The following is a 23,426-nucleotide window of genomic DNA, read 5'->3' on the forward strand; positions in this document are numbered from 1 at the left end:
CATAGGGGCCCGGCGTCGTGCCTGGTGGGGAAGCGGCGCTGCGTGATCCCGGTGGTTTTGCCGGCGCGACCCCGGCAGCGGGCCGAGCACTCTCGAGAGACCAGCACCACCGCCTACCTCGAGGAGCAACCAGTGATGTCGTCCACCCCGCGGAGCTTCGTCGGCGCCGCCACCGTCCGCGTCGCCGGTGCCGTCTGCGGCCACTGCCTGGACGCGGTCCAGGCGTCCGTGCGTCAGGTCCCCGGCGTCCGCTCGGTGACCGTCGACCACGTCGTCGGCACGGTGACCGTCGTCGCCGACCAGCCCGTCGACCTGACCGACATCGACGCTGCGGTCTCGCACGCCGGCCACAGCACCGTCCCCGTCCGCTGACCACTCCACCCATCACCACACAGAAGGCAGGAACCATGACCACCACACCCACCACCACGGCCTCCTCCATCGAGGCACCGACCATGCGGCCACCGGCAGCGACCGCCACCGGCCTGGTCAAGGTCTACGGCCGCGGCGACACCGAGGTCCGCGCCCTGGACGGCGCCTCCCTGGTCGTTCCGGCCGGACAGCTCACCGCGATCATGGGCCCCTCGGGTTCGGGCAAGTCCACGCTCATGCAGACCATGGCCGGCCTCGACCCGGTCGACCAGGGCTCCATCCGCCTGGGCGACACCGAGGTGACGACCCTGTCGGAGAAGCAGCGCACCCTGCTCCGCCGCGAACGCATCGGCTTCGTCTTCCAGAGCTTCAACCTCGTGCCCTCGCTGACGGCCCGGGAGAACATCACCCTGCCGCTGCGGCTGGCCGGACGGTCCGCCGACACCGCCTGGTTCGAGGAGCTCGTCACCATCCTGGGCCTGGGCGACCGCCTGACCCACCGCCCCACCGAGCTGTCCGGCGGCCAGCAGCAGCGGGTGGCCGTGGCACGCGCACTGGTCACCCGACCGGACATCGTCTTCGCCGACGAGCCCACCGGCAACCTCGACTCCCGCCACGGCCAGGCCCTGCTCGCCTTCCTGCAACGGGCAGCGGGCGAGCTCGGGCAGACGGTGGTCATGGTGACCCACGACCCGACCGCGGCCTCCTACGCCGACCGCGTCGTGTTCCTCGTCGACGGCCGGGTCGTCAGCGACCTGGCCGGCCCCACCGTCACGACCGTCCTGACCCGGATGGCCGAGCTCGAGCAGCCCGCCTCGCGGGCGGGGCGGTGAACAGCATGTGGCACCTGACCCTGCGCAACCTGCTGGCCCACCGCGGCCGGTTCGCCCTGACACTTCTCGCCGTCGTGCTGTCGGTGACGTTCATCTCCGGCAGCCTGATGCTGACCGACACCTCCGAGCGCCTGCTGGAGGACCAGTTCCGCACCGCCAGCGCCGGCGTCGACATCACCATCCGTGACGCCGCCGCCTTCGACTCCGCCATGGGCGTCGAGGTCGAACGGGACCCGCTGGCGGCCGGCCTGCTCGATCAGGTGGCCCAGGTCCCCGGTGTGGGACAGGCCCACCCCGTGGCCGACGGGCAGGGCGTGCTCGAGGTCGGCGGTGAGGCCGTCGTGCCCGCGGGTGCCTCGCTGCTCTCGTCCTACTCACCCGAGCCGCTCGGCGCGTTCACCGTCCGCCAAGGGCGCGCGCCCGAGAACGACGGAGAGGTCGCCATCGACCTCGCCACCGCCCGCACCGCCGGCGTCGCACCGGGCGACACCGTCGCCGTCCTCACCGACCACCGAACCATCCTGAAGGTCGTCGGCCTCGTCGGCTTCGCCGAGGCGGACGGCATGCCGGGCGCCACGGTGGCGCTCGTGCCGCTGCACGAGGCCCAGCGCATGCTCGGGACGACCGGTGGCTACTCCGAGATCCTCGTGACGACCACCGACGACGCCTCGGTGCAGGACGTGCTGGACCAGCTGAGGACGAGGCTGGGGGAGCGGTATGCCGTGTCCTCCGCGCAGGACTCCGCGGCCGCGAGCGCCTCGGCAGCGCAGGAACAGATCGGCTCACTCACCATGGTGCTGACCGCGATGTCGGCGGCGGCGCTGCTGGTGGGGGCCATGCTCATCGCCAACACCTTCGCCATCGTCACCAACCAGCGGCGCCGCGAGATCGCGCTCCTGCGCGCCGCCGGGGCCACCACCGGCCAGGTGAGCAGGTCCATCCTGGGCGAGGCGCTGGTCATCGGGCTGCTGGGGTCGGCCCTCGGGGTCGGCATGGGTGTGCTGGCCGCGGACGGCCTGCGCACGCTGGGCGCCGCCTTCGGGACCGACCTGCCCGACGGTCCCACCGTCCTGTCAGCCTCGACCGTGGTGATCTCCCTGCTCCTGGGCCTGGGGGTCACCCTGGTCTCGGCGGTCGGCGCCGCCCGGCGGGTCGCCCGGGTCGCCCCCGTGGAGGCGCTGCGCGACTCCGCCGAGGCCTCCCCGGCCACCCGGGCCCGCGGCCGCAAGCGGTCCGCGCTGCGGCTGCTGCCGCTAGGGGCGGGCCTGGCCGGGACCGCGGCCGTGCTGGCGGGTGCACCCGCGCTCGTGCTCGTCCCCGCCGCCCTGGCCACCGTGGCCGGCATCGCGCTCCTGGGCCCCGCGGTCACCCCCGTGCTCGCCCAGGTCGTCGGGGCGCCGCTGGCCCGCATGGGGCTGCCCGGCCGCCTGGCCCGCCAGTCCGCAGCCCGAGCCCCCCGGCGCACCACCGCCACCGCCATGGCGTTGGCCCTGAGCCTGGCGTTGATCGCCTTCATGACCGTGGTCGCCACCTCGCTCAAGGAGGGACTGTCCGGGACCTACCGGGAGACGGTCACGGCGGACCTGGTCATCGAGAGCTCTCGCGCCGAGATGCTCGGCGGCCTGTCCCCGCACGTGGTTCAGGAGGTGGACGGGCTGGCCGAGATCGCGACGACCTCGCGCGTGCGCTACGGGCACTGGCTCGACGGCGGCACCACCAGCGCCCTGACGGCTCTCGACCCGGACACGGTGACAGAGGTGACCGACCTGGATCTCGTGGCCGGGTCCCTGGACGCCCTTGACAGCGGAGGGGTCGTCGTCGCTCAGTCGGTCGCCGCCGAGCGCGGCCTGGCAGTGGGGGACACCGTTGAGATGACCTTCTCCTACACCGGTGACCAGCAGCTGGAGGTGGTGGGGATCCTGGAGTCGCTCGACGCCCAGGCACTGTCCACCAGCTGGTTCGTCTCGCTGGAGACCTACGCCGAGCACTTCACCGAGGACATGGACGCCAGCGTCCTGCTCCGGGTCGCCGACGGCGTCGACGTCGAGGAGGCAGCAGCCGCGGTCGAGGCCGCGCTGGTGGACCACCCGACGGCCGACGTCCGGGACCAGGCGACCGCCGCAGCCGCACGAGGAGCCACGGTGCAGCAGGTTCTCGGCCTGGTGACCGTGCTGCTCGTCCTGACGGTGATCATCGCCCTGCTGGGCATCACCAACACCCTCGCGCTGTCGGTGTCGGAACGCACCCGGGAGATCGGTCTGCTGCGGGCGGTCGGAGCGTCGCGCGCGCAGGTCGCCTGGATGATCCGTGCCGAGGCGGTCCTGGTCGCCGCCCTCGCCAGCCTCCTCGGCCTCGGGCTGGGGGTCGGGCTGGGCGCGGCCACCGTCCGGGCGCTGGGCCAGCAGGCGCCGTTGGCCGTGGCGCTGCCGACCGGACGGCTCGCCCTGGTCGTGGCCGTCGCCCTGGCGGCCGGGCTGCTCGCCGGCCTGCTACCCGCACGCAGGGCCGCCCGCATCGACGTCCTGCGGGCGATCACCACCCATTAGGACACACACCGTCCCGCCGCTGCCGGGGCGCGACCCCGGTGATCTCACCGGCGCGAACGCCCGGTCGGCGGCGGGACGGTGGTTCCACGCATCCACCCTCACCGCACCACCAAGGAGACTCAGCCATGTCCACCCCACCCGTCCCGATCACCGACAGCACCCAGACGTCCCTGACGATCCGTCCCGCCATCCCGGCCGACGCGGCCACGGTGCACTCCCTCGTGCTCGACATCGCCGAGCTGGAGGGAGACCTCGAGCACGTCCACGTCACCGTCGAGGGCTGGGCCAGGATCCTGGGCCGCAGCGACGTCACCGTCCTCCTCGCCGAAGGGCACGGGCAGGTCCTCGGCTACGTCTCGGCCACCCGTCGCCTGCACCTGTGGAGCGGGCAGGACCTGCTGGCTGTCGACGACGTCTTCGTCCGCGAGCACGCGCGCGGCAGCGGGATCGGCAGGCAGCTGCTCGTCGCGATGGCGACCACCGTGGCAGCCGAGCAGCTGACCATCGCGTGGGGCATGGGACCGGAGAACACCAGCGCCCAACGCTTCTACCGCCGCCTCGGTGCCACCCTGCGGCCCAAGATCATGGCCGGGTGGACGGCCACGGCATACCTGCCCCTGGTGCGCGCGCAGACCACCCCGGAGATGCCGTGAGCGCCGCTGCGGCCGCAGTCCGCCCCCGCGAGAGCCAACGTGACAACGCCCCTGCCCGGGGCCTCGGGAGCGCCCCGCTTCGTCGCCGGGCCGCGGCGGTGCTGCTCGTGTCTGCGCAGTTCGTCGTCATGCTCGACACCTCCATCGTCAATGTGGCGCTGCCCTCCATCCAGAACGACCTCGGGCTCAGCCCTGCCGGGCTGGCCTGGGTCGTCAACGCCTACGTCCTCGCCTTCGGGGCCCTGCTGCTCCTGGCGGGCCGGGCCGCCGACATCGTCGGGCGTCGCACCATGTTCATCGTTGGTGCCGCGGTGTTCACGCTCGGCAGCCTGCTCGCCGGCTCCGCCAGCGGCGAGGGGGCGCTGGTGACCGGGCGGGTCGTGCAGGGCATCGGGGCGGCGGCCCTCAGCCCGGCCGCGATGTCCCTGCTGCTGCTCACCTTCCCGGGCACCAGTCGGGCGCGTGCGATGAGCGCCTGGGGCGCCGCCTCGACCCTGGGCGGTGCCACCGGCGTGGCGGCCGGCGGTGCGGTGGCCGAGGCCCACGGCTGGTCCTGGATCTTCTTCGCCACCGTCCCGCTGACGGTGGCCGCGGCGCTGCTCGCACCGCTGGTGCTGGACGCCTCCCCGGGTACCGGCGCGCACCGGCGCTTCGACCTGGTCGGTTCGGCCACGATCACCGCTGCGGTGCTGGCCCTCTCGCAGGCAGCTCTGAACCTGCCGGTCCACGGCTGGTCCTCTCCGCAGGTCCTCGCTGCCCTGGCCCTCGGTCTGGGCCTGCTGGTCCTCTTCGTCCGGGTCGAGAGGTCCGTGCCCGACCCGCTCGTCCCCCTGGACATCTTCGGCGTCCGGGCGGCCTCCTCCGGCCTCGCCGTCGCGGTGCTGGGCGGCGCCGCCCGGGCCTCGACCTTCGTCCTCATCGCGCTCTACCTGCAGCAGGCGCTGCTGATGGCACCCGCTGCCGCAGGCCTCGCCATGCTGCCCACCTCGGTGACGGGGTTGGCGGTCTCCGTCCTCGTCCTGCCACGCGTCCTGCGCAGCCTCGGTCCGGAGCGCAGCATGGTGGTGGGACTGGTGTTGCTGGCCCTGGGCCAGCTGTTCCTCATGCGCGGCCCCTCCGAGATGATGTATGCCCGCGATGTGCTCCCGGGGCTGCTTCTGGTCGCCACCGGCGTCGCGCTGAGCTTTACCCCCACGACGATGGTCATCGCCGCCGCGATGCCGGCGGAACGGTCCGGGCTCGCCTCCGGGCTGGCCAGCTCCAGCACGCAGATCGGGGCATCGCTCGGCCTGGCTGTCTTCACCGCTATCGCCATGCACACCAGCCGGCCAGGACCTGACGCGACGGGGCTCGTCTCACCCGAGGGGTTCTCCGCAGCCTTCCTGGCGGCGGCGGTCGTGGCGCTCACCACCGCCGGCACCGCGTTCGTGTTCCTTGTCCGGCGAACCTGAACCAGAGCCGACCGGGCCGAGGCTCAGAGCTTGCTGCCCGGTGAGCCTGGGCTCAGGCTCGTGCCCCGCGACGCATCGCCCACACGTACGGACCTCCGCCAGGGACCTCCACCTCGCCGCTCACGCTGAACCCAGCCTGCCGGTACAGCGCGACGTTGGCTTCCGAGGAGGTCTCGAGGTAGGTGGTTACCCCCAACCGGTCGGCCAGTGCCACGACCGGCTTCAGCAGGTCGCGGGCCACGCCGAGCCGGCGATGGGCGGGATGGACACCCATCGTGGCGACGTTCAGGTGCGGCCCGGTGGGCCGAAGGACGCCGCACGCAGCCTCGGCCTGGTTGGCGACTTCCAGACGTTCCCCGAGGACCTGCGCCTCCGCCCTGCCGACTGCGTCCCACACGTGCGCGGGGACCGGGCGGTCTGGTCGGAGCACCACGACCCCACCGACGACGGTCGCCTCGGGTTCGGGACCACGAGCCACCCAGACGTCGCCGTGCGGCAGCGCCACGTCCGAGACCGTCAGGGCAAACAGGGCGCCCAGCCGTTCCTCGTGCTGCTCGGCCGGCACGATCCACGACGTCCAGGCATAGCCCTGGAAAGACTCTGCCAGGACCTCGACAAGGGCGGGACCGTCGGACGCCGTTGCGGGCTCGACGCGGTAGCGAAACCGAGGTGCCGACTGGCTCACCATGCGGGCGCGTCCCGACCGGGGAACACCAGATGGCCGGGCATGGCCCCGATCTTAGGACGCGCAGTTGGTCGCGAGCGACGCCCTCCTTGTGCGACCGGGCGACCGCCCCTCCTGCCGCTCGGTGCAGGGTGGGCGCGAAAGGCGACAGTGGCGACCAGGTCCATGAGCGCAGTCGGTGGACTCGGGCACCGCGCCATGGTGCCCCAGATGCTGACCCGGGGCGTCCGGACGACGACGTCAGGACCCGAGGCAGTGTCCACTCGGGGCCGCCGTCGAGGCCTGGAGGTGCGGCACGGGCACGCGCGCCCACGCCACCCTCGGCGACTCTCGTTGGACGTTCTGAATCTATCGTTATACGATGCCTGTGCGTTGTTTTTCGATGAGGGAGATGGCTATGAGCAAGTGGGTCGTGCTGACCCTGCGGGTGGTGCTCGCGATCGCGCTGGTGGGCTCGCTGGTGGTGCAGGTTCTGATCGTCGCGCTGCTGTGGTCGAACATGGAGGACGCGGCCGAGGGGGTCGGCATCTCACTGGCGGTGATCGCCGTGCTCGGCATCCTGTGCCTGCAGGTCATCGCCGTGTGCGTGTGGCGGCTGTTGACGATGGCCGCGCGCGGCACCGTGTTCTCCCCGGCCAGCTTCCGTTATGTCGACATCGTCATCGGCGCGATCGCGGCGGGCTCGGTCCTCGTGCTCTGCGTCGCCGTGGTGGCCAGGTTCGCCAACCACGCGGTCGAGGGTGACGCCGTGGCTCCCGGGATGGTGGGGATCATCTGCGGGCTCGCACTGGTGGCCGCAGGGGTCGCCCTGCTCGTCTACGTGATGCGCACCCTGCTCGCGCAGGCGGTCGCCCTCGACGTGCAGACCCGTCAGCTGCGCTCCGAGCTCGACGAGGTGATCTGATGCCGATCGTCGTGGACATCGACGTCATGCTGGCCCGGCGCAAGATGGCCGTAGGCGTGCTCGCCGACAAGATCGGCATCACGCCGGCCAACCTCTCCGTGCTCAAGAACGGCCGTGCCAAGGCGGTACGGTTCACCACCCTGGAAGCGCTGTGCGAGGCGCTGGACTGCCAACCGGGGGACCTGCTGCGCTGGGAGCCGGACGGCGACACCCCGCCCGGCACCGGCTGACCTGCTGCCATGGCTGAGCCCTCGGTCACCGTCCACGTCGACGTCCTGGTGGTGGGCGCCGGCCTGGCAGGACTGCGCACCGCCACCCGGCTGGCGGAAGCAGGCCACGAGGTGCTGCTCGTGGAAAGCCGGGCCTCGTTGGGCGTGGGGATCCGCACCACCGGCATCTTCGTGCACCGAACCCTTCAGGACTTCCACTTTCCCCAGCACACGCTCGGCCCCGCGATCCGGCGCGTGGTGCTCTACCCGCCGAGCCACCACCGACCCGTGGATCTTCGCAGCGAGCGGGAGGAGTTCCGCGTGGGCCAGATGGCCGAACTGTGCACCTGGGCTGGGGAGGAGGCCGAGCGGCACGGGGTCCAGATCATGCTCGGCACCGCCTACCAGGGTCGGGTGGGCCCGGCCTACCACCTGCAGGGACCGCACGGAGCGGTCCGGGTGCGGGCCCAGCTGGTGGTCGGCGCGGACGGGGCCCGCTCCCGCGTGGCCAGGGACCTCGGACTGGACACCAACCGTGCCCTGCTCGTGGGTGCTGAGGAGACCTACCCGGTGCACGACCCGACCGATCCGCCACCGACGTTCCACTGCACCCTGGACCCGCGGATCGCCCCCGGCTACCTGGCCTGGGTCGTGCACGACGGTGCCCACGTCCACGTCGGGACGGCCGGGTACCCCGCCCAGTTCCGTCACGGCCTGCGCCACAGCCTCGAGGGGTTCCGCGCCCAGGCGCCCGGGCTGTCCACCGTCACCCGCACCGGACCGGTCGAACACCGCGCCGGTCCGATCCCTGTGGGCGGGCTTCTCCGCAGGATCGGCAACCGGGACGGTCTCCTGGTCGGGGACGCCGCCGGGGCCGTGTCCCCGCTGACCGCCGGAGGCCTCGACCCGTGCCTGCGCCTGTCGGACCACGCAGCGCAGATCCTCGACGAGGCACTGAGGACGGGACGGCGCGAGACGCTGGACCGCTATGACGCCGCACCGTTGCGCCGTCGGCTCGGGGGCCGCATGGCCCTCCGGGCCGCGCTCGCCCGCACGAGCTCGCCCCGTCTGGTGGAAGCCGCCTTCGTCGTCCTTCGCACGACCCCCGGTCGCGCTGCCGCCCGCCGGATCCTGTTCTCCGACATGTCCTTCCCCATCGATGCACCGTCGGTCGGTCCAGCTCCAGCTCTGCGCGTTCCGCGGCGCCCGTGTGGGTCACCACGAGCGGGTTGGCGGGGATCTGGTGGAGGCGTGTGAGTGTCGTGGGGACTGCGGCGATCCTGCACGCTGGGATCCTTTGACTTGAAGTACTTGAAGTTCCTAGCGTGGTGCGTGTGAGGACACGAACCGCTGGGCAGGCGTACACGATCCGGGAAGCAGCCGCGCTGACCGGGCTGCCGGCCAGCACGCTGCGCTACTACGAGACGGTCGGGGTGATCGGGCCTGTCAGCCGCGGCGAGACCAGCGGCCACCGGGTCTATGACGAGGAGGACCTGGACCAGCTGATGTGGGTGGCCTGCCTGGCTGCCACCGGTATGTCGGTGGCCGACATGCGCACCTACGTCACCAACGGCCAGCTGGGAGTTCAGGCCGCCCAGGAGCAGATCCAGCTGCTCACCGAGCAGGAGCGTCGCCTGGCCCTGGAGGCCGAGCGCGTCGCTCTTCGCCACCGGTACGTGCGCCTGAAGATCGACTACTGGCACGCGGTTGCCGCCGGCGACTCGGCGCGCACCCAGCAACTGTCGAAGCAGGCCGCAGCACTGGCCGCTGAGCTCACCGGCACCACCCAGCAGTAGCTCGATCCTCCCTCCGGCCCGAGGCCTGCTCCGCTGCCTTGGTCGACGTCCACGACGGCGACCACGAACGCACCCGCGACGGTGGCCTCAGCCTGCCCGGCCGTCCCCACAACCCCGCACGACCCGACGAGACGAAGGAAGATCATCATGCGCGTCAACGCCTACGCCGCACCCGCCGCCGGACAGCCCCTGGCCTCCACCACCATCGAGCGCCGCGACGTCGGACCTCACGACGTCCTCATCCAGATCCAGTACGCCGGCATCTGCCACTCCGACATCCACACCGTCAACGGCGACTGGGGTCCCCAGCCCTTCCCCCTCGTCCCCGGCCACGAGATCGTCGGCGTCGTCAGCGAGGTCGGCTCCCAGGTCACCCGCCACGGTGTCGGGGACCGCGTCGGCGTCGGCTGCATGGTCAACTCCTGCCGGGAGTGCACCAACTGCCGCAACGGTGACGAGCAGTACTGCACCCAAGGCTCGGTGCCCACCTACGCCGGGACCGACCGTGACGGCACCACCACCCAGGGCGGCTACGCCACCCACGTCGTCGTGGACGCCGACTTCGTCCTGTCCGTGCCCGAGAGCATCGACCCGGCGGCCGCGGCGCCGCTGCTGTGCGCCGGGATCACCACCTACGCCCCGCTGCGCCGCTGGGGCGCCGGACCGGGCCAGAAGGTCGCCGTCGTCGGCCTCGGCGGGCTGGGCCACATGGCCGTCCAGATCGCCCACGCCCTGGGGGCCGAGGTCACCGTGCTGTCGCAGTCGCTGAAGAAGCAGGAGGACGGGCTGCGGCTGGGCGCCGACCACTACCACGCCACCAACGACCCGGCCACGTTCGAGGAGCTCGCCAGCAGCTTCGACCTCATCCTCAACACCGTCAGCGCCAGCATCGACCTCGACGCCTACCTGGGCCTGCTCGCCGTGGACGGCACCCTCGTCAACGTCGGCGCACCCGCCGACCCGCTCAGCGTGAACGTCTTCTCCCTGATCGGCGGCCGCCGCTCCTTCGCCGGGTCCATGATCGGCGGCATCGCCCTGACCCAGGAGATGCTCGACTTCTGCGCCGAGCACCGCATCGGCGCCGAGGTCGAGATCATCCCGGCAGACCGGATCAACGACGCCTACGAGCGCGTGCTGGCCTCCGACGTGCGCTACCGCTTCGTGATCGACACCGACACCCTGACGTGAACCACCGGCAACGCCCGCCCCACCACACCGGGCGCGGGCGCTGCCACCTGAACCGAGAGGACGCCCATGGACCTGGAGGACCTTCTCCGTGCACTGAGGGCCGGCGAGACGATCACCGGAGGCTCCCCGTTGCACGAGGTCATGCACCGGACCAGCCAAGAAGCCCTGCGCATCACGGCAGAACTCAACAACAGCTACCACGGCCCCGCAAGGGTTCGGGAGCTGCTAGGACTGCTCACCGGCACATCGATCGACGAGTCAGTGACGCTCTTCCCACCCTTTCGCACCGACTTCGGCAGGAACATCACGCTCGGCCGGCGGGTCTTCATCAACTCCGGCTGCGTCTTCCAGGACCAGGGCGGGGTGAAGATCGGCGACGACTGCCTCATCGGACACAACACCGTGCTGGCAACGCTCAACCACGACCTCGATCCCAGCCGCCGCGCCGACATGCACCCCACTCCCATCGTCATCGAAGACAACGTCTGGATCGGGTCCAACGTCACCGTCCTGGCAGGAGTGCGGATCGGCGCCAACGCCGTCGTCGCGGCAGCCTCAGTAGTCACCAGAGACGTGCCCCCGGACACCGTGGTCGCCGGAACACCGGCACGAGTAGTCCGGTCCATCACCGCTCAGGACAACTGACGGCCGCGAGTTTCAGCTTGACCATTGCCACGCCCGCGAGTCGATGAGCCCAGCCCCAGCAGGAGGAGAGAATCGGACCGGGCCCGCGACGCAGCCACTGCGTTTCCCCGGGAGTGACCCAGGGCAGCCGTCCTGACGCTCCTACCGCTGTGTCCTTCAGGCTGGTGAGTCGTCACCCCCGGCGAACGTCACGTTCATCCACGAGAAATCCACGACTGCCAGGTGCCTGAGCAGGCCCTCGAGGGAGAGCGCGCTTCCTAGCAGCATCGTCTCTCCCTCAGCTACCACAGGCGGCGGGGCGCGTTCCGTAGGATCCAGGATCGTCGTCACCGCTCGGCCGTAGGGGGAGATCCATGCGGATCCTCGCCGCCGCATACAGTCGCGGCAGCGGCATATCCATGAGCGTGTGCTGGTGTCTGCCCGCGGCTTGGTTGTCGGATCGGTGACGGGCCGCTCGTCGTCCTGTCGGACCCGCCTTCCGACCGGTGGGTTCTCCCACGACAAGAGAGGGTGTCTTCCATGAGGTATCTGATGCTGGTCTGTCGCGACGTCGATGACTCTCCCGCCCCGCCCACGCAGGCCGACCGTGACGGCGCGCCCGACGTCGGCCGGTGGTGGCAGGAGGTGAGCGACGCCGGCAAGTATGTGACGGGCGACCGGTTGCGTCCGGCCGCGGAGGCGATGACCGTGCGTGTGCGTGGGGGCGAGGTGCTGGTCACGCAGGGGCCGTTCACCGAGACCAGCGAGGTCGTGGCCGGGTTCGACGTCCTGGAGTGCGCCTCCATGCAGGAGGCCGTCGACATCGCCTCGGGGCACGCGATGGCCCATGCCGGCGCCATCGAGATCCGGGCGATGTGGCCCTTCGAGGGTGAGTAGACCACGGCCCACGGTGGGCGCGGGCCTTGAGTCCTCGCTCGAGGCGGCCGTGCGGACCCAGTGGTCGGTCATCGTCGCGGGACTGCTGCGCACGACCGGTGACTGGGACCTTGCCGAGGACTGCGCGCAGGACGCGACCGAGCGGGCGCTGCTGACATGGCCCCGGGACGGGGTCCCGGACAACCCCGCCGCCTGGCTGACGTCGGTGGCTCGGCGGCGCGCCCTGGACCTGCTGCGCCGGCGGAGTACCGAGTCCAGAGCGCTGCAGGCGTGGACGGCCATGACCGAGGCCACCGCTCCAACGTTCGATTTCGGTGGCGGGTATGCCGACGACCGGTTGCGGCTGCTGTTCACGTGCTGCCACCCCGACCTCGCTCTTCGTGACCGGGTGGCGCTGACGCTGCGGACCCTGTGCGGCCTGTCCACCCGTGACGTGGCACGCCTCATGCTGGTCAGCGAGCCGGCGATGAGCCAGCGTCTGCTGCGGGTGCGCAAGCAGATCCTGCGGCAGGGGCTGGTGATGAGCGTCCCACCGGCGGACCAGGTGCAGGACCGCGTCGCAGCCGTGCTGGCGGTGATCTACCTGCTCTTCACCGAGGGGTACTCCGCGACCGAGGGCACCGGGGTGCGCGACGAGCTGGCCGAGGAGGCGCTCGCCCTGGCCCAACTGGCCACGTGGCTGCTTCCCGGGCACGGGGAGGCGCACGCCCTGCGGGCCCTGATCCTGCTGCAGCACGCCCGCCGGCCGGCCAGGACGGCCTCGGACGGCACGCTGGTGCCGTTGGAGGAGCAGGACCGCACGCGCTGGGACTCGCCGTTGCTGGCCGCCGGTATGGAGTCGCTGCGCCGGGCACGCGCGGCACCGGACTCCACGGACGGGCTGGTCGGCATCTACCGTCCCCAGGCCGAGATCGCCGCTCTGCACAGCACCGCCCCCACACCGGCGGAGACCGACTGGGAAGGGATCGTCGCCTGGTACGACCTGCTCCTGGACGCCACCGCCTCGCCCGTCGTGGCGATGAACCGGGCCGTGGCCATCGGCCTGCGCGACGGACCGGTGGCCGGTCTGGCCGTTCTCGAGGAGGTGGTCGATCAGCACCGTTTGGACGGCGCCCCGGAGGTTCCGGCGATCCGCGCCGACCTCCTGCGCCGTGCCGGGGACCGGGCGGCTGCGCACGAGGCCTACCAGACCGCGCACGATGCCGCCCGCACCGAGGCCGTGCGCGGTTACCTGCGACGCCGCGCCGCCGAGCTGGGCTGACGACGCACTATCGCGCGACGGCGACCCTGGGACGGCTCGGACCTCCGAGCCGGTCCGCTTTTGTCGGATCCGTTGCACGTTGTTCGTCGTGTCGGTGGGCGAGCCACCCGGCTCACGTCCGAACGCGAGGAGAAGGAGAAGGTCCGAATGGTGAGGTTCATGCTGCTGATCAACGGCGACCGCCAGGCGTGGGCGGACATGTCGCCCGAGGAGGAGGCCCGCATCACCGAGGGGCACCGGGCCTTCCTTGCGGTAGCCGGGGCGGCCGTCCTGGACGGAGGTGAGTTGGACGCGCCCGAACGGGCGGCCTCGGTCAGGTCACGTCACGGCGTGGCCCCGCAGGTCACCGAGGGTCCGTTCACGGGGAGCGCTGAGGCGGTAGGCGGTTACTACATCCTCGAAGCGGCCGATCTCGACGAGGCGGTCCGTCTGGCTTCGCTGCTGCCGGAGACGAGCGCGCCCTACCGTGCCGGCGTGGAGGTCCGGCAGCTGCTCAACGGAGTGTGAAGGCCCTCCCAGCCGGCCACGACCACCACGGCGGGCACGGCGCCCGTGGGATACGTTCGTTTCCCCACCGCAGCACCCAGGAGGCTCGCATGGCGCAGTCGCAGTCCTGATCTACGACGTCGACTCCGCTCACGTACCCGGCTCGACCGCCAAGACCTCGCCTGAGGTTGCCAGGTGCGACGAGCACGCCCAGACCCTGGCCTCCACCGCGGTCATGACGGCCGCATGGGCCTTCACCCCTCGAACCATGGCCACATCAGTCCGCGCCGAGGGCATCACGCCCGGCCCGTTCCACGACAGCCGTCAGGTGGTGGCCGGGATCTACTTCCTCGAAGCTCGCGACCTCGACACCGCGCTAGCCATGGCCTCGACCAACCCGATCCTCCACCAGGGTGGAGGCCTCGAGGTCCGCCCGATCCACAGCGGTGGCCCGACGGCTTAACGCGAGCCAGTCCCGGCGACCGGTTGACCAAGACCCACGCGCCCAGCCGGGAATATCGAGGAGGGCATCCACCTTGGTCCCGTGGTGAGATCAGCCTCCGTCGCAGCACCACCCGCATCCCTCCGGCCCCGCACCGAACCCTCCCCGCTGGGCCGGCTGCTGCTGTTCGGGGCGCTCGTCGCGATCGGCCCGCTGACGATCGACATGTACCTCGCTGCCTTCCCGGCCGTCGTGGACGACCTGTCCACGACCGAGGCCACGGTGCAGCTGACCCTGACCGCGACCCTGGTCGGGCTCGCCACCGGCCAGCTCCTGATCGGGGCGTTGTCGGACTCCTTCGGCCGGCGCCGACCGTTGATCGCGTCGCTGATCCTCTACGTCCTGGTCTCGGCGGCGATCGCGGTCTCCTCCTCGATCGAGGTGCTGCTGCTCCTGCGCTTGGTGCAGGGCCTGGCCGGTGCGGCCGGGATGGTGCTGTCCCAGGCCATGGTCCGCGACCTCTACAGCGGCTCCCGGATGGCGACCTTCATCTCCCGGCTCTTCCTCGTGGTCGGCGTGGCTCCGATCCTGGCGCCCACGCTGGGCGCACAGTTCCTGATCTTCGGCAGCTGGCGGACCATCTTCTGGGCGCTAGGAGCCTTCGGGCTGCTGCTGGCGGTGCTGGCGGTCGTCTTCGTCAAGGAGACCCTGCCCCCGGAGCGACGGAGCCACTTCGGTCCGCGGACCCTGTGGGCCAGCTACCGGGTGCTGCTCTCGGACCGGCGCTACGTCGGTCTGGTCCTGACCGCGTGCACCGCGATGGGCTGCCTGTTCGCCTACATCTCCAGCGCGACCTTCGTCTTCCAGGGGCTGTACGGGATGACCACCCAGCAGTACGCCCTGGTCTTCGCCGCCGGCGCAGGGGCGCTGACCGTCACCAGCCAGGTCAACGGGTCTCTGGTGCGCACGGTGCACCCGGCCGCGGTGCTGCGGGTGGCGCTGCCCTCGATGCTGGGCATCGCCCTGGCCCTGCTCGCCGCCGCGCTGGTGGATCTCAGCGTATGGGCCATCGTCGGCGGCATTGTCCTGCTGATGGGCTCGGTGGGCTTCGTCATGCCGAACAGCCCGAGCATCGCGCTGGCCGACCACGGGGAGCGGGCCGGAGCGGCTGCCGCCCTGCTCGGGGCGGCAAACTTCGTCTTCGGCGCGCTCATCTCCCCGGTCAGCGGGCTGTTCGGGGTCGACTCGGCGGTGCCGATGGCGGCCATCATGGTCGTCTGCGCCGCGGCGTCGTGGTTCTTCTACACCGTGCTGGCCCGCCCGCACCACATCCTGCGGGACATGCCCTGGGAGTAAGCCCCCACCGGCGGGCGGGTGGGACCACGTGCCGGTGGCCTCAGCCTGATCACCTCGCGAGCGCGAAAAAGCGTGTGATCAGCCATCGATGGTCGTAGTCGGTCTGGTCGTCGACCTCACCCCGATCGATCCGCTCCCGCCGTACGTCTGGTACCAAGACATGGCCGACCGGGTGAGCGATGAGTCCGCGGGACGCCGACTCACGCGAGCCATCGCAGGCAAAGGCGCCTTCCGGCGGTTCACGAACGCGCTGTACGAGGAGTTCCCCGAGCTCCTACCGGCCTGGCACGCCTTCCGAGAGGCCCGAGCCAACAGGCGAGCCGTCGAGTGGCTCGCGGATGAAGGCCTCGTCCCCGAGGACGACGCCGACCGGTACCGAGAGGACCACCCCGACCCCGACGTGCCCTGACCACGGAGGTCGCTCAGCGCCCAGGACACGCACTCAGTTGCCGCGGGTCGCCCGCTTGTCAGATCCAGAAGTGGGCTGACCAGGCCGAGGCCGGGTATGACGTCGAGGAGCTCAAACGCCGCGGGCGAGGACGCCCCGGGCGCGGAGCCGAGCCGATGCAGGTGATCGCCGTGCGCCTCACGGCCGAGAAGATCTCGGCGCTGGACGCGTTCGCAGCGCGGGAGCACCTGTCACGCTCGGAGGCGATCCGACGAGCGCCTGCCGGCTACGCCGCGTGAAGGTCCACCTTCTGGAGACCGATGTGCTGATCTTCCGTAGCCAGCGAGGAGAGGGTCATGCACGCGATGCCGCCTCGTCGTCAGTACTGGGAACTTCTGCCCTGATCAACAAGCGGCTCTGCCGTCGGTCGCAAGGTGCGGGTTCGTGATCTCAACCCCCGGGGTCTCGGGACGGTAGTCTGCTCGAGTGGCCTTACCTGGCGGTGTCGGACTCTTGGTGCGGCTGGTAGGACGATTGTTGCCGGTGCCCACTTTGGGGAGGGGGCGTGCCTGAGTACATCGCTCCCGGCGTGTACGTGGAGGAGATCAGTTCCGGGTCGCGGGCGGTCGAGAGCGTCGCGACGAGCACCGTTGGGATGGTTGGCGCCACCCAGTACGGACCCGTTCCCTATCCGGCCGACGTGTCCTTCCCGGTTGCCGGGGGTGGCGTGGTCCCTGCCCGTGCTCGGCTGCAGGGTGGACCTCATCTGGTGAGGAGTCTGGCCGAGTACGAGCGGCTCTACGGTGGGCTCGACATCCACGGGCAGCCGTGCCAGCTGGCGCTGGCCGCGCGTGGCTTCTTCGCCAACGGCGGAGACCGCTTGTTCGTGCAGCGCGTCTACCGATACCCGTTGACGAGCCCCGCCCAGGGAAGTACGGACGTCGCAGCGTCCTTCGCGAGCCTGGACCTGCTGACCGGCCCCACTGCACCGGTGCTGCAGTGGCGGGCACGCTGGCCCGGTTCGGTGGGGGAACGCATCAGGGTGGTGGTCCGACTGAGACGCAGCGAGAACATCCTGGTCGACGGACACCTCACCGATGTCACGGCCGGCGCGGTCGTCGAGACAACCCCCCTCGCGCGTGGTCGTTCCTCCCCGATTCCGGACACGAGGGCACCGGTCCTGGGCAACGTCCGCCTCGTCGCCCGCAACGGCGCTGGCGAGCTCGGTTACGGTGACGGCGCCGGAGGCTTCACCCCGGTCGACCCCGGCGAGGCGGCGTTCCACCTGACCCTCGACGTCGAGGTCCACCTCGATGACCGAGTCGACACCCGCACCGGCATCGAGCTCGGCCGCGACCACCCCCGTTCCATCTTCACGGCCTTCTCCCTGGAGGATCCTGCGGACAGGGACTGTCTCGTCTGGCTGCACCAGCCGCCACCCACCAGCGCGGCACCCAGCGTCGGTGAGCTGCTGGCCGCTCTTCTCACGCTGCGGGACGGCGCCTACCTGAGTGGGGGCGGTGATGGCGACCCGCCCACCGGTGGCGACCTCCGGGGTAGGCCCGTGGACCCTGATGATGACCTGCTGCCCCCGCTCGGCCTGGGCGCCATGGAGACCGAGGGCGAGATCGCCCTCATGGCGATGCCGGACACCGTCAACCTGTCACGGTCTGCCCAGTCCGATGCCGTGGCAGGCCTGATCAGCCACTGCGAGCGGATGCGCCACCGATTCGCCATCGTGGACCCTCCCAAGGACTGTTCCCATTCTGAGGTGCTGGCCTTCCGGGAAGAGTTCGACACCTCACATGCCGCCCTGTACTACCCGTGGCTGCAGATCGTCGACCCCATCCTCGTCTCCTCCCCCGGGACCTCGCCGCCTGCTCTCGACCTGCCCCCGTCGGGATACGTCGCAGGTGTCTACGCCCGCACGGACAGGGACCGTGGCGTCCACAAGGCACCGGCCAACCAGAACCTGCTAGGCGTCACCGGGTTCGTCAGCACGCTCACGGACACCCATGGGGAAGCGCTCAATCCCGTCGGCGTCAACGTCCTGCGCTCCATTGACGGACTGGGGGCCAGGGTGTGGGGAGCACGCACCATGTCCTCAAACCCGGAGTTGAAGTACGTCAACGTCCGCCGCCTGCTCACCTACATCCAAGCCTCCGTCGAGCAGTCCACCCACTGGGTCCTTTTCGAACCCAACAACGAGCGGTTGTGGGGCTACATCCGGCAGAGCGTCGAAGGCTTCCTTATGGCCCTCTGGCGCTCCCGGGCGTTAGCGGGCCCAGACTCTCAGCAGGCGTACTTCGTGCGCTGCGACCGCACGACCATGACGCAGGACGACCTGGACAACGACCGACTCGTCTGCCTCATCGGGGTTGCCCCGGTCAAGCCCGCCGAGTTCATCATCTTCCGAATGCAGCAGCGAACCGCAGCCGCACCCCCCTGATCCTGATGCGAGCACCGAGAAGACCACGAGCGTGAGCTCGATGCCGAAGAAGGTGACGAAGAGACCTCGCGCAGCGAGGCCGCCCAGGCCGAGGAGCTGGCCGAGCACCGCGTCCACTCGGAAGCACAAGGCACCCACCGTCTGCATCGGCAACATTCGCAACGGCACCCGCCCCAAGAGGGCGCTGTGCCGTAGAGGGGTCGTCGGCGTGATCGTTCTCACGCTGCAGAGGGCTCCGGGCCTGCACCTTCGCAGTATCATATTGATAAGTGTCCATGCGACTTGGCAAGGTGGTGAGCGTCGGTGGCCCTTTTCGACATCCGCCCGGTCAGCACCACCCCGCCCGCGCAGGTCGCCGCGGCACTGGGCGCTGGCGTCGTGGCGTGGGTGGGTGCGTACTGGCTCAACGAACGGGTCTGGGACCGGGCCTTCGAGGGTCTGGGGATCGACCGGGGGACGCCGCTGGGGGGTGCGGTGCACTTCTTCCTCTACGACACCGCCAAGGTGCTGCTGCTCCTGGTGGGGATGATCTTCCTCATCGGGATGCTGCGCACCACCATCCGTCCCGAGACCGTGCGCACCTACCTGCTGGACAAGCCGTTGCCGGTCGCTCTCGGTCTGGCCGCCCTGTTCGGGGCGATCACCCCGTTCTGCTCCTGTTCCTCGATCCCGTTGTTCATCGGCTTCGTCGCGGCCGGGGTGCCGCTTGCCGTGACGCTGACCTTCCTCATCGCGTCCCCGCTGGTCAACGAGGTCGCCGTCGTCATGCTCGGCGAGTCGTTCGGGTGGGGCCTGACCGCGGCATACGTCACCGCAGGACTGGGCCTGGCCATGGGTCTGGGCGCGGTCTTCGCGCGGATGGACCTGGACGACCAGGTGGCTGACTTCGTCCGCAGCACCCCCACCTCACTTCTGCACGTCGGCGGGGCGAGGCCGACCCTGGCCGACCGGGTCCAGGCGGCCCGGCAGGAGACGGCCGAGATCGCGCGCCGGGTCTGGAAGTGGGTCATCCTGGGTGTGGCCGTCGGCGCGGGCATCCACGGGTGGGTGCCGGCGGAGACGCTGGCCACCTATGCCGGGCCGGACAACCCGCTCGCCGTCCTGGTCGTCACCGTCGTCGCGGTGCCGCTGTACTCCAACGCCGCCGGAGTCATCCCGGTCGCCGAGGCCCTGTGGGTCAAGGGCATGGCGACCGGGACCGTCCTGTCCTTCATGATGGCCACCGTCGCCCTGTCGGTGCCGGAGTTCGTCCTCCTCAAGCAGGTCCTCAAGACTCGCCTCCTGGCCCTCTACTTCGGTTCGGTCGCCGCCGGGATCATGGCGATCGGCTTCGCGTTCAACCTCCTTGCCTGACCTCGAAAGGAAGCGCCGCCATGCATATCAAGATCCTCGGCCCCGGTTGCCGCAACTGCGAGGCGCTGGAGAGGGAGACCCGCGCCGCGCTCGACCAGCTCGGCGTACAGGCCAGCATCGAGAAGGTCACCGCCTACCCCGACATCGCCGCATACGGGGTCATGTCCACCCCGGGGCTGGTCGTCGACGAGGACGTGCTGGTCTACGGACGCGTCCCCAGGCGCGACGAGATCGCCCAGCTCCTGAGCCCCTGACGCGCCGGCTTCGCCAGTCCGGAGAGCGCTGGCCGTGCGTCGTCCTGGGCGCTGACGGGTGTGCGGGAGCGGCCTGCTGAGGCGAGGGCGAGGGCGGCGGCCACGGCACAGGCCGCCACGGCGGCGAACATCGGCGCGTAGCCGGCGACCGAGATGATGCTGCCTGCGGTGACCGGGGCGGCGACCCGTCCCACGGTCGCGACGAGAACTTGTCGTCCGGAGGTGGAGGCGAAGGCGCGGCGGGGGACGAGCTCCCCGAGCAGGGCGGCGCGCGCGATGGTCATCACCCCGAACCCGGACCCGAACAGCAGCACGAACAGCACCACGCCCCCGGTGCCGGGCACGGTCAGAAGTACCAGGACGCCCAGGGCCTGGCCGCCGACGATCAGGGAGGCGGTCGCCGCGAGGCCGAGGCGCTGTGCGACGCCGGTGAAGACCAGTCGGCCGGTGACGGACATGACCCCGAGCGAACCGGCGGCCGTGGCGGCTCGCATCCCGGACATGCCCGCCTGGACCAGGTATCCGACGAGGTGGACCGCGACCACGGTGACGGCGATGGTGTGCATGAGGTGGGCGAACGTCAGCCGTCGCACCGCAACCGCCACGACGGGGCCGGCGGGGGACGAGGACCCGTCGTGGCCTCCGGTGGGCTCGGAGACGTGCTCAGGGCAGCGCAGGGTCCCGTCGGGGCTGAGGCCGTGGTCCGCCGGGGCACGCCGGAGAACCACGGCGTGCGGGATGGCGCAGGCACCGACCAGGCCCGCGAGGACCAGAAGGGCCCCGCGCCAGCCCAGGCGGTCCACCAGTGCCTGGGCGAGCGGGAGGAAGATCGTGGAGGAGAACCCTGCCACCACGGTCATGGTCAGCAGGGCGGCACGGCGGCGCCGGTGGAACCAGGTGTTGATCACGGCGAACGCCGGCTCGTAGAGCACCAGGGCGCTGGCTACACCGATGACCACGAACGCGGCGTACAGCTGCGGCACGGTGCGGGCCTGGGACCAGGCCAGCACACCGGCCCCTGCCACGATGCTGCCGCCGGTCATGACCATCCGGGCGCCGTGCCGGTCGACGTAGCGGCCGACCGCAGGGGCGGCTGCCCCGCTGACGGCGATGCCGAGGGAGAGCGCCCCGGAGATGACGGCCGTGCTGGCACCGAGCTCGGCGCGCATGGGCGCGACCATCACGGCGAAGCAGTAGTAGAGCGCGGCGTAGCTGACCGTCTCGGTCACTGCCAGAACCCGCACCACGCGCCAGCCGGGGAACGCGGTGCGCCGCCGCTGCCGGGGAGCGGCGGCGCGTGGCAGGGCAGACGTCACGCGCCGGTGCAGCACCGGCCCGATCCGCCAGGGCTGGTGGTCACGAGCTCGGCCAGCAGGCCTCCACCACCGGCGCCGGTGGCGAAGCCGAGTGCCGGAACCCCGGCCGGTCGTTCGCGGTGCGCCTCGATCGGCACGTGCAGGTCCGAGGCCCCGGTCGAGGTTCCGCAGCAGCCGCCGGTGGCAGCGGTGTCCTGGCCCTTGTCGTCGACCGAGCAGACCCCGGTCTCGGGCAGGACGAGCTGGACCTCGTCGGCCGCCGCGAGGTCACCGGCGAGTGCCGCGACCACCGAGCGGACCTGCTCGTTGCCGGTGGTGATGAGGAAGGTGGGGGCGCGGCCGTAGGACTTCATCCCGACGATGTACAGGCCGTCGTCGGGCTGGGCCAGGTCGTTGTGGCCGTGGGGTGGCACCGTGCCGCAGGAGTGGTACTGCGGGTCGACCAGCGGTGCGAGCCGGGTCGGGGCCTCCAGCGCCGGGTGCAGGTCCAGCTGGGTCTCGGCGAGCATGGCCAGGTCGGGCCGGAACCCGGTCGCCGCCGCGAGGTTGTGGATGCCCTCGAGGCTGAGCGGACCCTGGGCCGTCTGCCCCCGGACCGTCAGGGTGTCCTGCCCAGCCTCCAGCGCGGTGATCGAGAAGCCCGTGACCAGCTGCACGGCTCCGGAGTCCACGAGCGCGTGCAGGTCGGTGCCCAGCTGCCCGCGGGCGGGCAGCTGGTCGGCCGCCCCACCGCCGTAGACCTTCGCCGGCGACCCGCCGCGGACGGCCCAGACGATCTCGGTCCCGGGCTCCTGCTCGGCCAGGCGGGCCAGGTTCAGCAGCGTGTTGGCGGCGGAGTGCCCGGCGCCGACGACCAGTGTGCGGCGGCCGGCGAAGCGGGACCGGTCCCGGCCGAGGACGTCCGGCAGCGGTCCCACCAGGAAGTCTGCGGCCTCGTCCTCGCCGAGCGCGGGGAGACCCGACGCGCCGAGAGGGTTGGGCTGGCCCCAGGTGCCGGAGGCGTCGATGACGGCACGGGCGTGCAGCTCTTCCACGGTTCCGTCACCGTCGCGCACGCGCAGCACGAACGGCCGGTCCGCCCGACCGATGCTGCGGGTCTTGTCCATCCCCGCCCGGGAGACGGCCAGCACCCGCGTCCCCATGCGCACCCGGGCGGCGAACAGCTGGCCGAGCGGGCGCAGGTAGTGCTCGACCAGCTCCGCACCGGAGGGCGGGACCGGGGTGGAGGGGCGGGCCCAGCCGGTCGGCGCGAGCAGCTTCTCCGCCGTGGCGTCGACGATGTACTGCCACGGGGTGAAGGTGCGGATGTGGCCCCACTCGGAGACGGCGGCACCGACCTCGCCCCCGGCCTCGAGGACCATGAACGGCAGTCCCCGGTCTGCCAGGTGTGCGGCGGCGGCCAGCCCCACCGGTCCGGCGCCGATGACGATGACGGGAAGGTCCTCACGAGTCGCGGTTGTCATGATGATGTGCTGCCTCCTGGCGGCTCCGCCGGTCGATGCCTTAGTATCGACGTTTGTCGATGGAGTGCATCGTGCACCCAATATCGATCGGTGTCAATAGAGGAGCGTGAGCCATGTCTGTTCCCATCTCGGTCTCGCCCGTCGTCCCCGCCCAGCCGCAGGTGGCGCAGTGCTGCGCGCCGCTGCAGACGACGACGCTGGGCGCTCAGGAGGCCGCTGAGCTCGCCGCCCGGTTCGCGGCACTGGGCGACCCCGTGCGCCTGCGCCTTCTGAGCCTGCTGGCGACCAGCACCCACGGTGCCGTGTGCGCCTGCGACCTGGTCGAGCCGGTCGGCAAGAGCCAGCCCACGGTCAGCCACCACCTCAAGATCCTGCGCGAGGCGGGGCTGGTCACCAGCGAGCGGCGAGGCACCAACGTCTGGTATGCCGCCGTCCCGGCAGCCATCGAGTCCCTGCGCCAGACGCTGGCCGCAGGATCCTGACCGGGCGCCGGTGCCGGG

General features: G+C 71.1%; 25 protein-coding genes. 22 read left to right on the plus strand and 3 right to left on the minus strand.

From position 1 onward, the window contains the following. Positions 1-135: 135 nt before the first annotated feature. From K330_RS0103830 to K330_RS19005, 5 genes are all read left to right on the plus strand, one after another. Positions 136-372: a heavy-metal-associated domain-containing protein gene (locus K330_RS0103830; protein WP_022920536.1), complete on the plus strand. Its 237-nt coding sequence runs from the start codon at positions 136-138 to the stop codon at positions 370-372. A gap of 35 nt (positions 373-407) precedes the next feature. Then, positions 408-1,205: an ABC transporter ATP-binding protein gene (locus K330_RS18995; protein WP_022920537.1), complete on the plus strand. Its 798-nt coding sequence runs from the start codon at positions 408-410 to the stop codon at positions 1,203-1,205. Between the two features lie 5 nt (positions 1,206-1,210). After that, positions 1,211-3,751, plus strand: coding sequence for an FtsX-like permease family protein (locus tag K330_RS0103840; protein WP_022920538.1), 2,541 nt, complete (start codon positions 1,211-1,213; stop codon positions 3,749-3,751). Between the two features lie 125 nt (positions 3,752-3,876). Continuing rightward, the gene (locus K330_RS19000; RefSeq protein ID WP_022920539.1) at positions 3,877-4,404 is read left to right on the plus strand and encodes a GNAT family N-acetyltransferase; all 528 of its coding nucleotides are present in this window, start codon (positions 3,877-3,879) and stop codon (positions 4,402-4,404) included. Between the two features lie 107 nt (positions 4,405-4,511). Beyond that, positions 4,512-5,855, plus strand: a complete 1,344-nt coding sequence (locus tag K330_RS19005; RefSeq protein WP_156875678.1) for an MFS transporter — start codon at positions 4,512-4,514, stop codon at positions 5,853-5,855. Positions 5,856-5,907: 52 nt separating this feature from the next. Here K330_RS19005 and K330_RS19010 read toward each other — a convergent pair whose 3' ends face one another. Beyond that, the gene (locus tag K330_RS19010; protein WP_022920541.1) at positions 5,908-6,543 is read right to left on the minus strand and encodes a GNAT family N-acetyltransferase; all 636 of its coding nucleotides are present in this window, start codon (positions 6,541-6,543) and stop codon (positions 5,908-5,910) included. A 394-nt stretch (positions 6,544-6,937) separates the two neighbouring features. Between K330_RS19010 and K330_RS0103860 the strand changes: the two genes are divergently transcribed. The 16 genes from K330_RS0103860 to K330_RS0103940 all read left to right on the plus strand — a co-directional run bounded on the left by K330_RS0103860 (position 6,938) and on the right by K330_RS0103940 (position 20,147). Further along, entirely contained in the window at positions 6,938-7,444 is a 507-nt protein-coding gene (locus K330_RS0103860) for a DUF2975 domain-containing protein (RefSeq protein ID WP_022920542.1), read from the plus strand. Further along, positions 7,444-7,674: a helix-turn-helix domain-containing protein gene (locus K330_RS0103865; RefSeq protein WP_022920543.1), complete on the plus strand. Its 231-nt coding sequence runs from the start codon at positions 7,444-7,446 to the stop codon at positions 7,672-7,674. Before K330_RS0103860 ends, K330_RS0103865 begins: the two co-directional genes overlap by 1 nt. A 9-nt stretch (positions 7,675-7,683) precedes the next feature. Continuing rightward, the gene (locus K330_RS19015) at positions 7,684-8,910 is read left to right on the plus strand and encodes an NAD(P)/FAD-dependent oxidoreductase (protein WP_084617146.1); all 1,227 of its coding nucleotides are present in this window, start codon (positions 7,684-7,686) and stop codon (positions 8,908-8,910) included. Between the two features lie 77 nt (positions 8,911-8,987). Then, positions 8,988-9,449 carry a MerR family transcriptional regulator gene (locus tag K330_RS0103875; protein WP_022920544.1) on the plus strand — a complete coding sequence of 154 codons (462 nt, stop codon included), beginning with the start codon at positions 8,988-8,990 and terminating at the stop codon, positions 9,447-9,449. Positions 9,450-9,593: 144 nt separating this feature from the next. Beyond that, the gene (locus tag K330_RS0103880; RefSeq protein WP_156875694.1) at positions 9,594-10,637 is read left to right on the plus strand and encodes an NAD(P)-dependent alcohol dehydrogenase; all 1,044 of its coding nucleotides are present in this window, start codon (positions 9,594-9,596) and stop codon (positions 10,635-10,637) included. Positions 10,638-10,703: 66 nt separating this feature from the next. Then, positions 10,704-11,282, plus strand: a complete 579-nt coding sequence (locus tag K330_RS0103885; protein WP_022920546.1) for a DapH/DapD/GlmU-related protein — start codon at positions 10,704-10,706, stop codon at positions 11,280-11,282. 519 nt (positions 11,283-11,801) lie between these two features. Continuing rightward, positions 11,802-12,158 carry a YciI family protein gene (locus tag K330_RS0103895; protein ID WP_022920548.1) on the plus strand — a complete coding sequence of 119 codons (357 nt, stop codon included), beginning with the start codon at positions 11,802-11,804 and terminating at the stop codon, positions 12,156-12,158. Further along, positions 12,151-13,419 (plus strand): RNA polymerase sigma factor, encoded by a 1,269-nt coding sequence (locus tag K330_RS0103900; protein WP_202804495.1) that lies wholly within the window; start codon positions 12,151-12,153, stop codon positions 13,417-13,419. The genes K330_RS0103895 and K330_RS0103900 overlap by 8 nt, the downstream gene beginning before the upstream one ends. 159 nt (positions 13,420-13,578) lie before the next feature. Continuing rightward, a complete protein-coding gene (locus K330_RS0103905) occupies positions 13,579-13,926 on the plus strand; it encodes a YciI family protein (protein ID WP_169448479.1) in 348 nt (115 codons plus the stop codon). Between the two features lie 247 nt (positions 13,927-14,173). Beyond that, positions 14,174-14,368 carry a YciI family protein gene (locus K330_RS24585; RefSeq protein ID WP_022920552.1) on the plus strand — a complete coding sequence of 65 codons (195 nt, stop codon included), beginning with the start codon at positions 14,174-14,176 and terminating at the stop codon, positions 14,366-14,368. An 81-nt stretch (positions 14,369-14,449) separates the two neighbouring features. Then, a complete protein-coding gene (locus K330_RS19020; protein ID WP_022920553.1) occupies positions 14,450-15,703 on the plus strand; it encodes a multidrug effflux MFS transporter in 1,254 nt (417 codons plus the stop codon). An 88-nt stretch (positions 15,704-15,791) separates the two neighbouring features. Next, the gene (locus K330_RS19025) at positions 15,792-16,112 is read left to right on the plus strand and encodes a UPF0158 family protein (protein ID WP_022920554.1); all 321 of its coding nucleotides are present in this window, start codon (positions 15,792-15,794) and stop codon (positions 16,110-16,112) included. 62 nt (positions 16,113-16,174) lie between these two features. After that, a complete protein-coding gene (locus K330_RS0103925) occupies positions 16,175-16,390 on the plus strand; it encodes a ribbon-helix-helix protein, CopG family (protein ID WP_029202289.1) in 216 nt (71 codons plus the stop codon). A 266-nt stretch (positions 16,391-16,656) separates the two neighbouring features. Further along, positions 16,657-18,540 (plus strand): phage tail sheath family protein, encoded by a 1,884-nt coding sequence (locus K330_RS0103930; RefSeq protein ID WP_022920556.1) that lies wholly within the window; start codon positions 16,657-16,659, stop codon positions 18,538-18,540. Positions 18,541-18,843: 303 nt separating this feature from the next. Continuing rightward, on the plus strand, positions 18,844-19,893 hold the full coding sequence (locus K330_RS0103935) for a permease (protein ID WP_022920557.1): 1,050 nt from the start codon (positions 18,844-18,846) through the stop codon (positions 19,891-19,893). Positions 19,894-19,913: 20 nt separating this feature from the next. Then, entirely contained in the window at positions 19,914-20,147 is a 234-nt protein-coding gene (locus K330_RS0103940) for a thioredoxin family protein (RefSeq protein ID WP_022920558.1), read from the plus strand. Here K330_RS0103940 and K330_RS19030 read toward each other — a convergent pair. Further along, a complete protein-coding gene (locus K330_RS19030; RefSeq protein ID WP_202804496.1) occupies positions 20,096-21,376 on the minus strand; it encodes an MFS transporter in 1,281 nt (426 codons plus the stop codon). The two genes, K330_RS0103940 and K330_RS19030, sit on opposite strands and share 52 nt — an antisense overlap. Before the next feature lie 83 nt (positions 21,377-21,459). Further along, entirely contained in the window at positions 21,460-22,926 is a 1,467-nt protein-coding gene (locus K330_RS0103950; protein WP_022920560.1) for an NAD(P)-binding domain-containing protein, read from the minus strand. A 113-nt stretch (positions 22,927-23,039) separates the two neighbouring features. On the opposite strand from K330_RS0103950, the gene K330_RS0103955 reads away from it, so the two are divergent. Next, positions 23,040-23,408: an ArsR/SmtB family transcription factor gene (locus K330_RS0103955; RefSeq protein WP_022920561.1), complete on the plus strand. Its 369-nt coding sequence runs from the start codon at positions 23,040-23,042 to the stop codon at positions 23,406-23,408. The last annotated feature ends 18 nt before the right edge of the window (positions 23,409-23,426 follow it).

Origin of the sequence: Ornithinimicrobium pekingense DSM 21552 (genome assembly GCF_000421185.1) — a bacterium.
GTDB classification, from domain to species: Bacteria; Actinomycetota; Actinomycetes; order Actinomycetales; family Dermatophilaceae; genus Ornithinicoccus; species Ornithinicoccus pekingensis.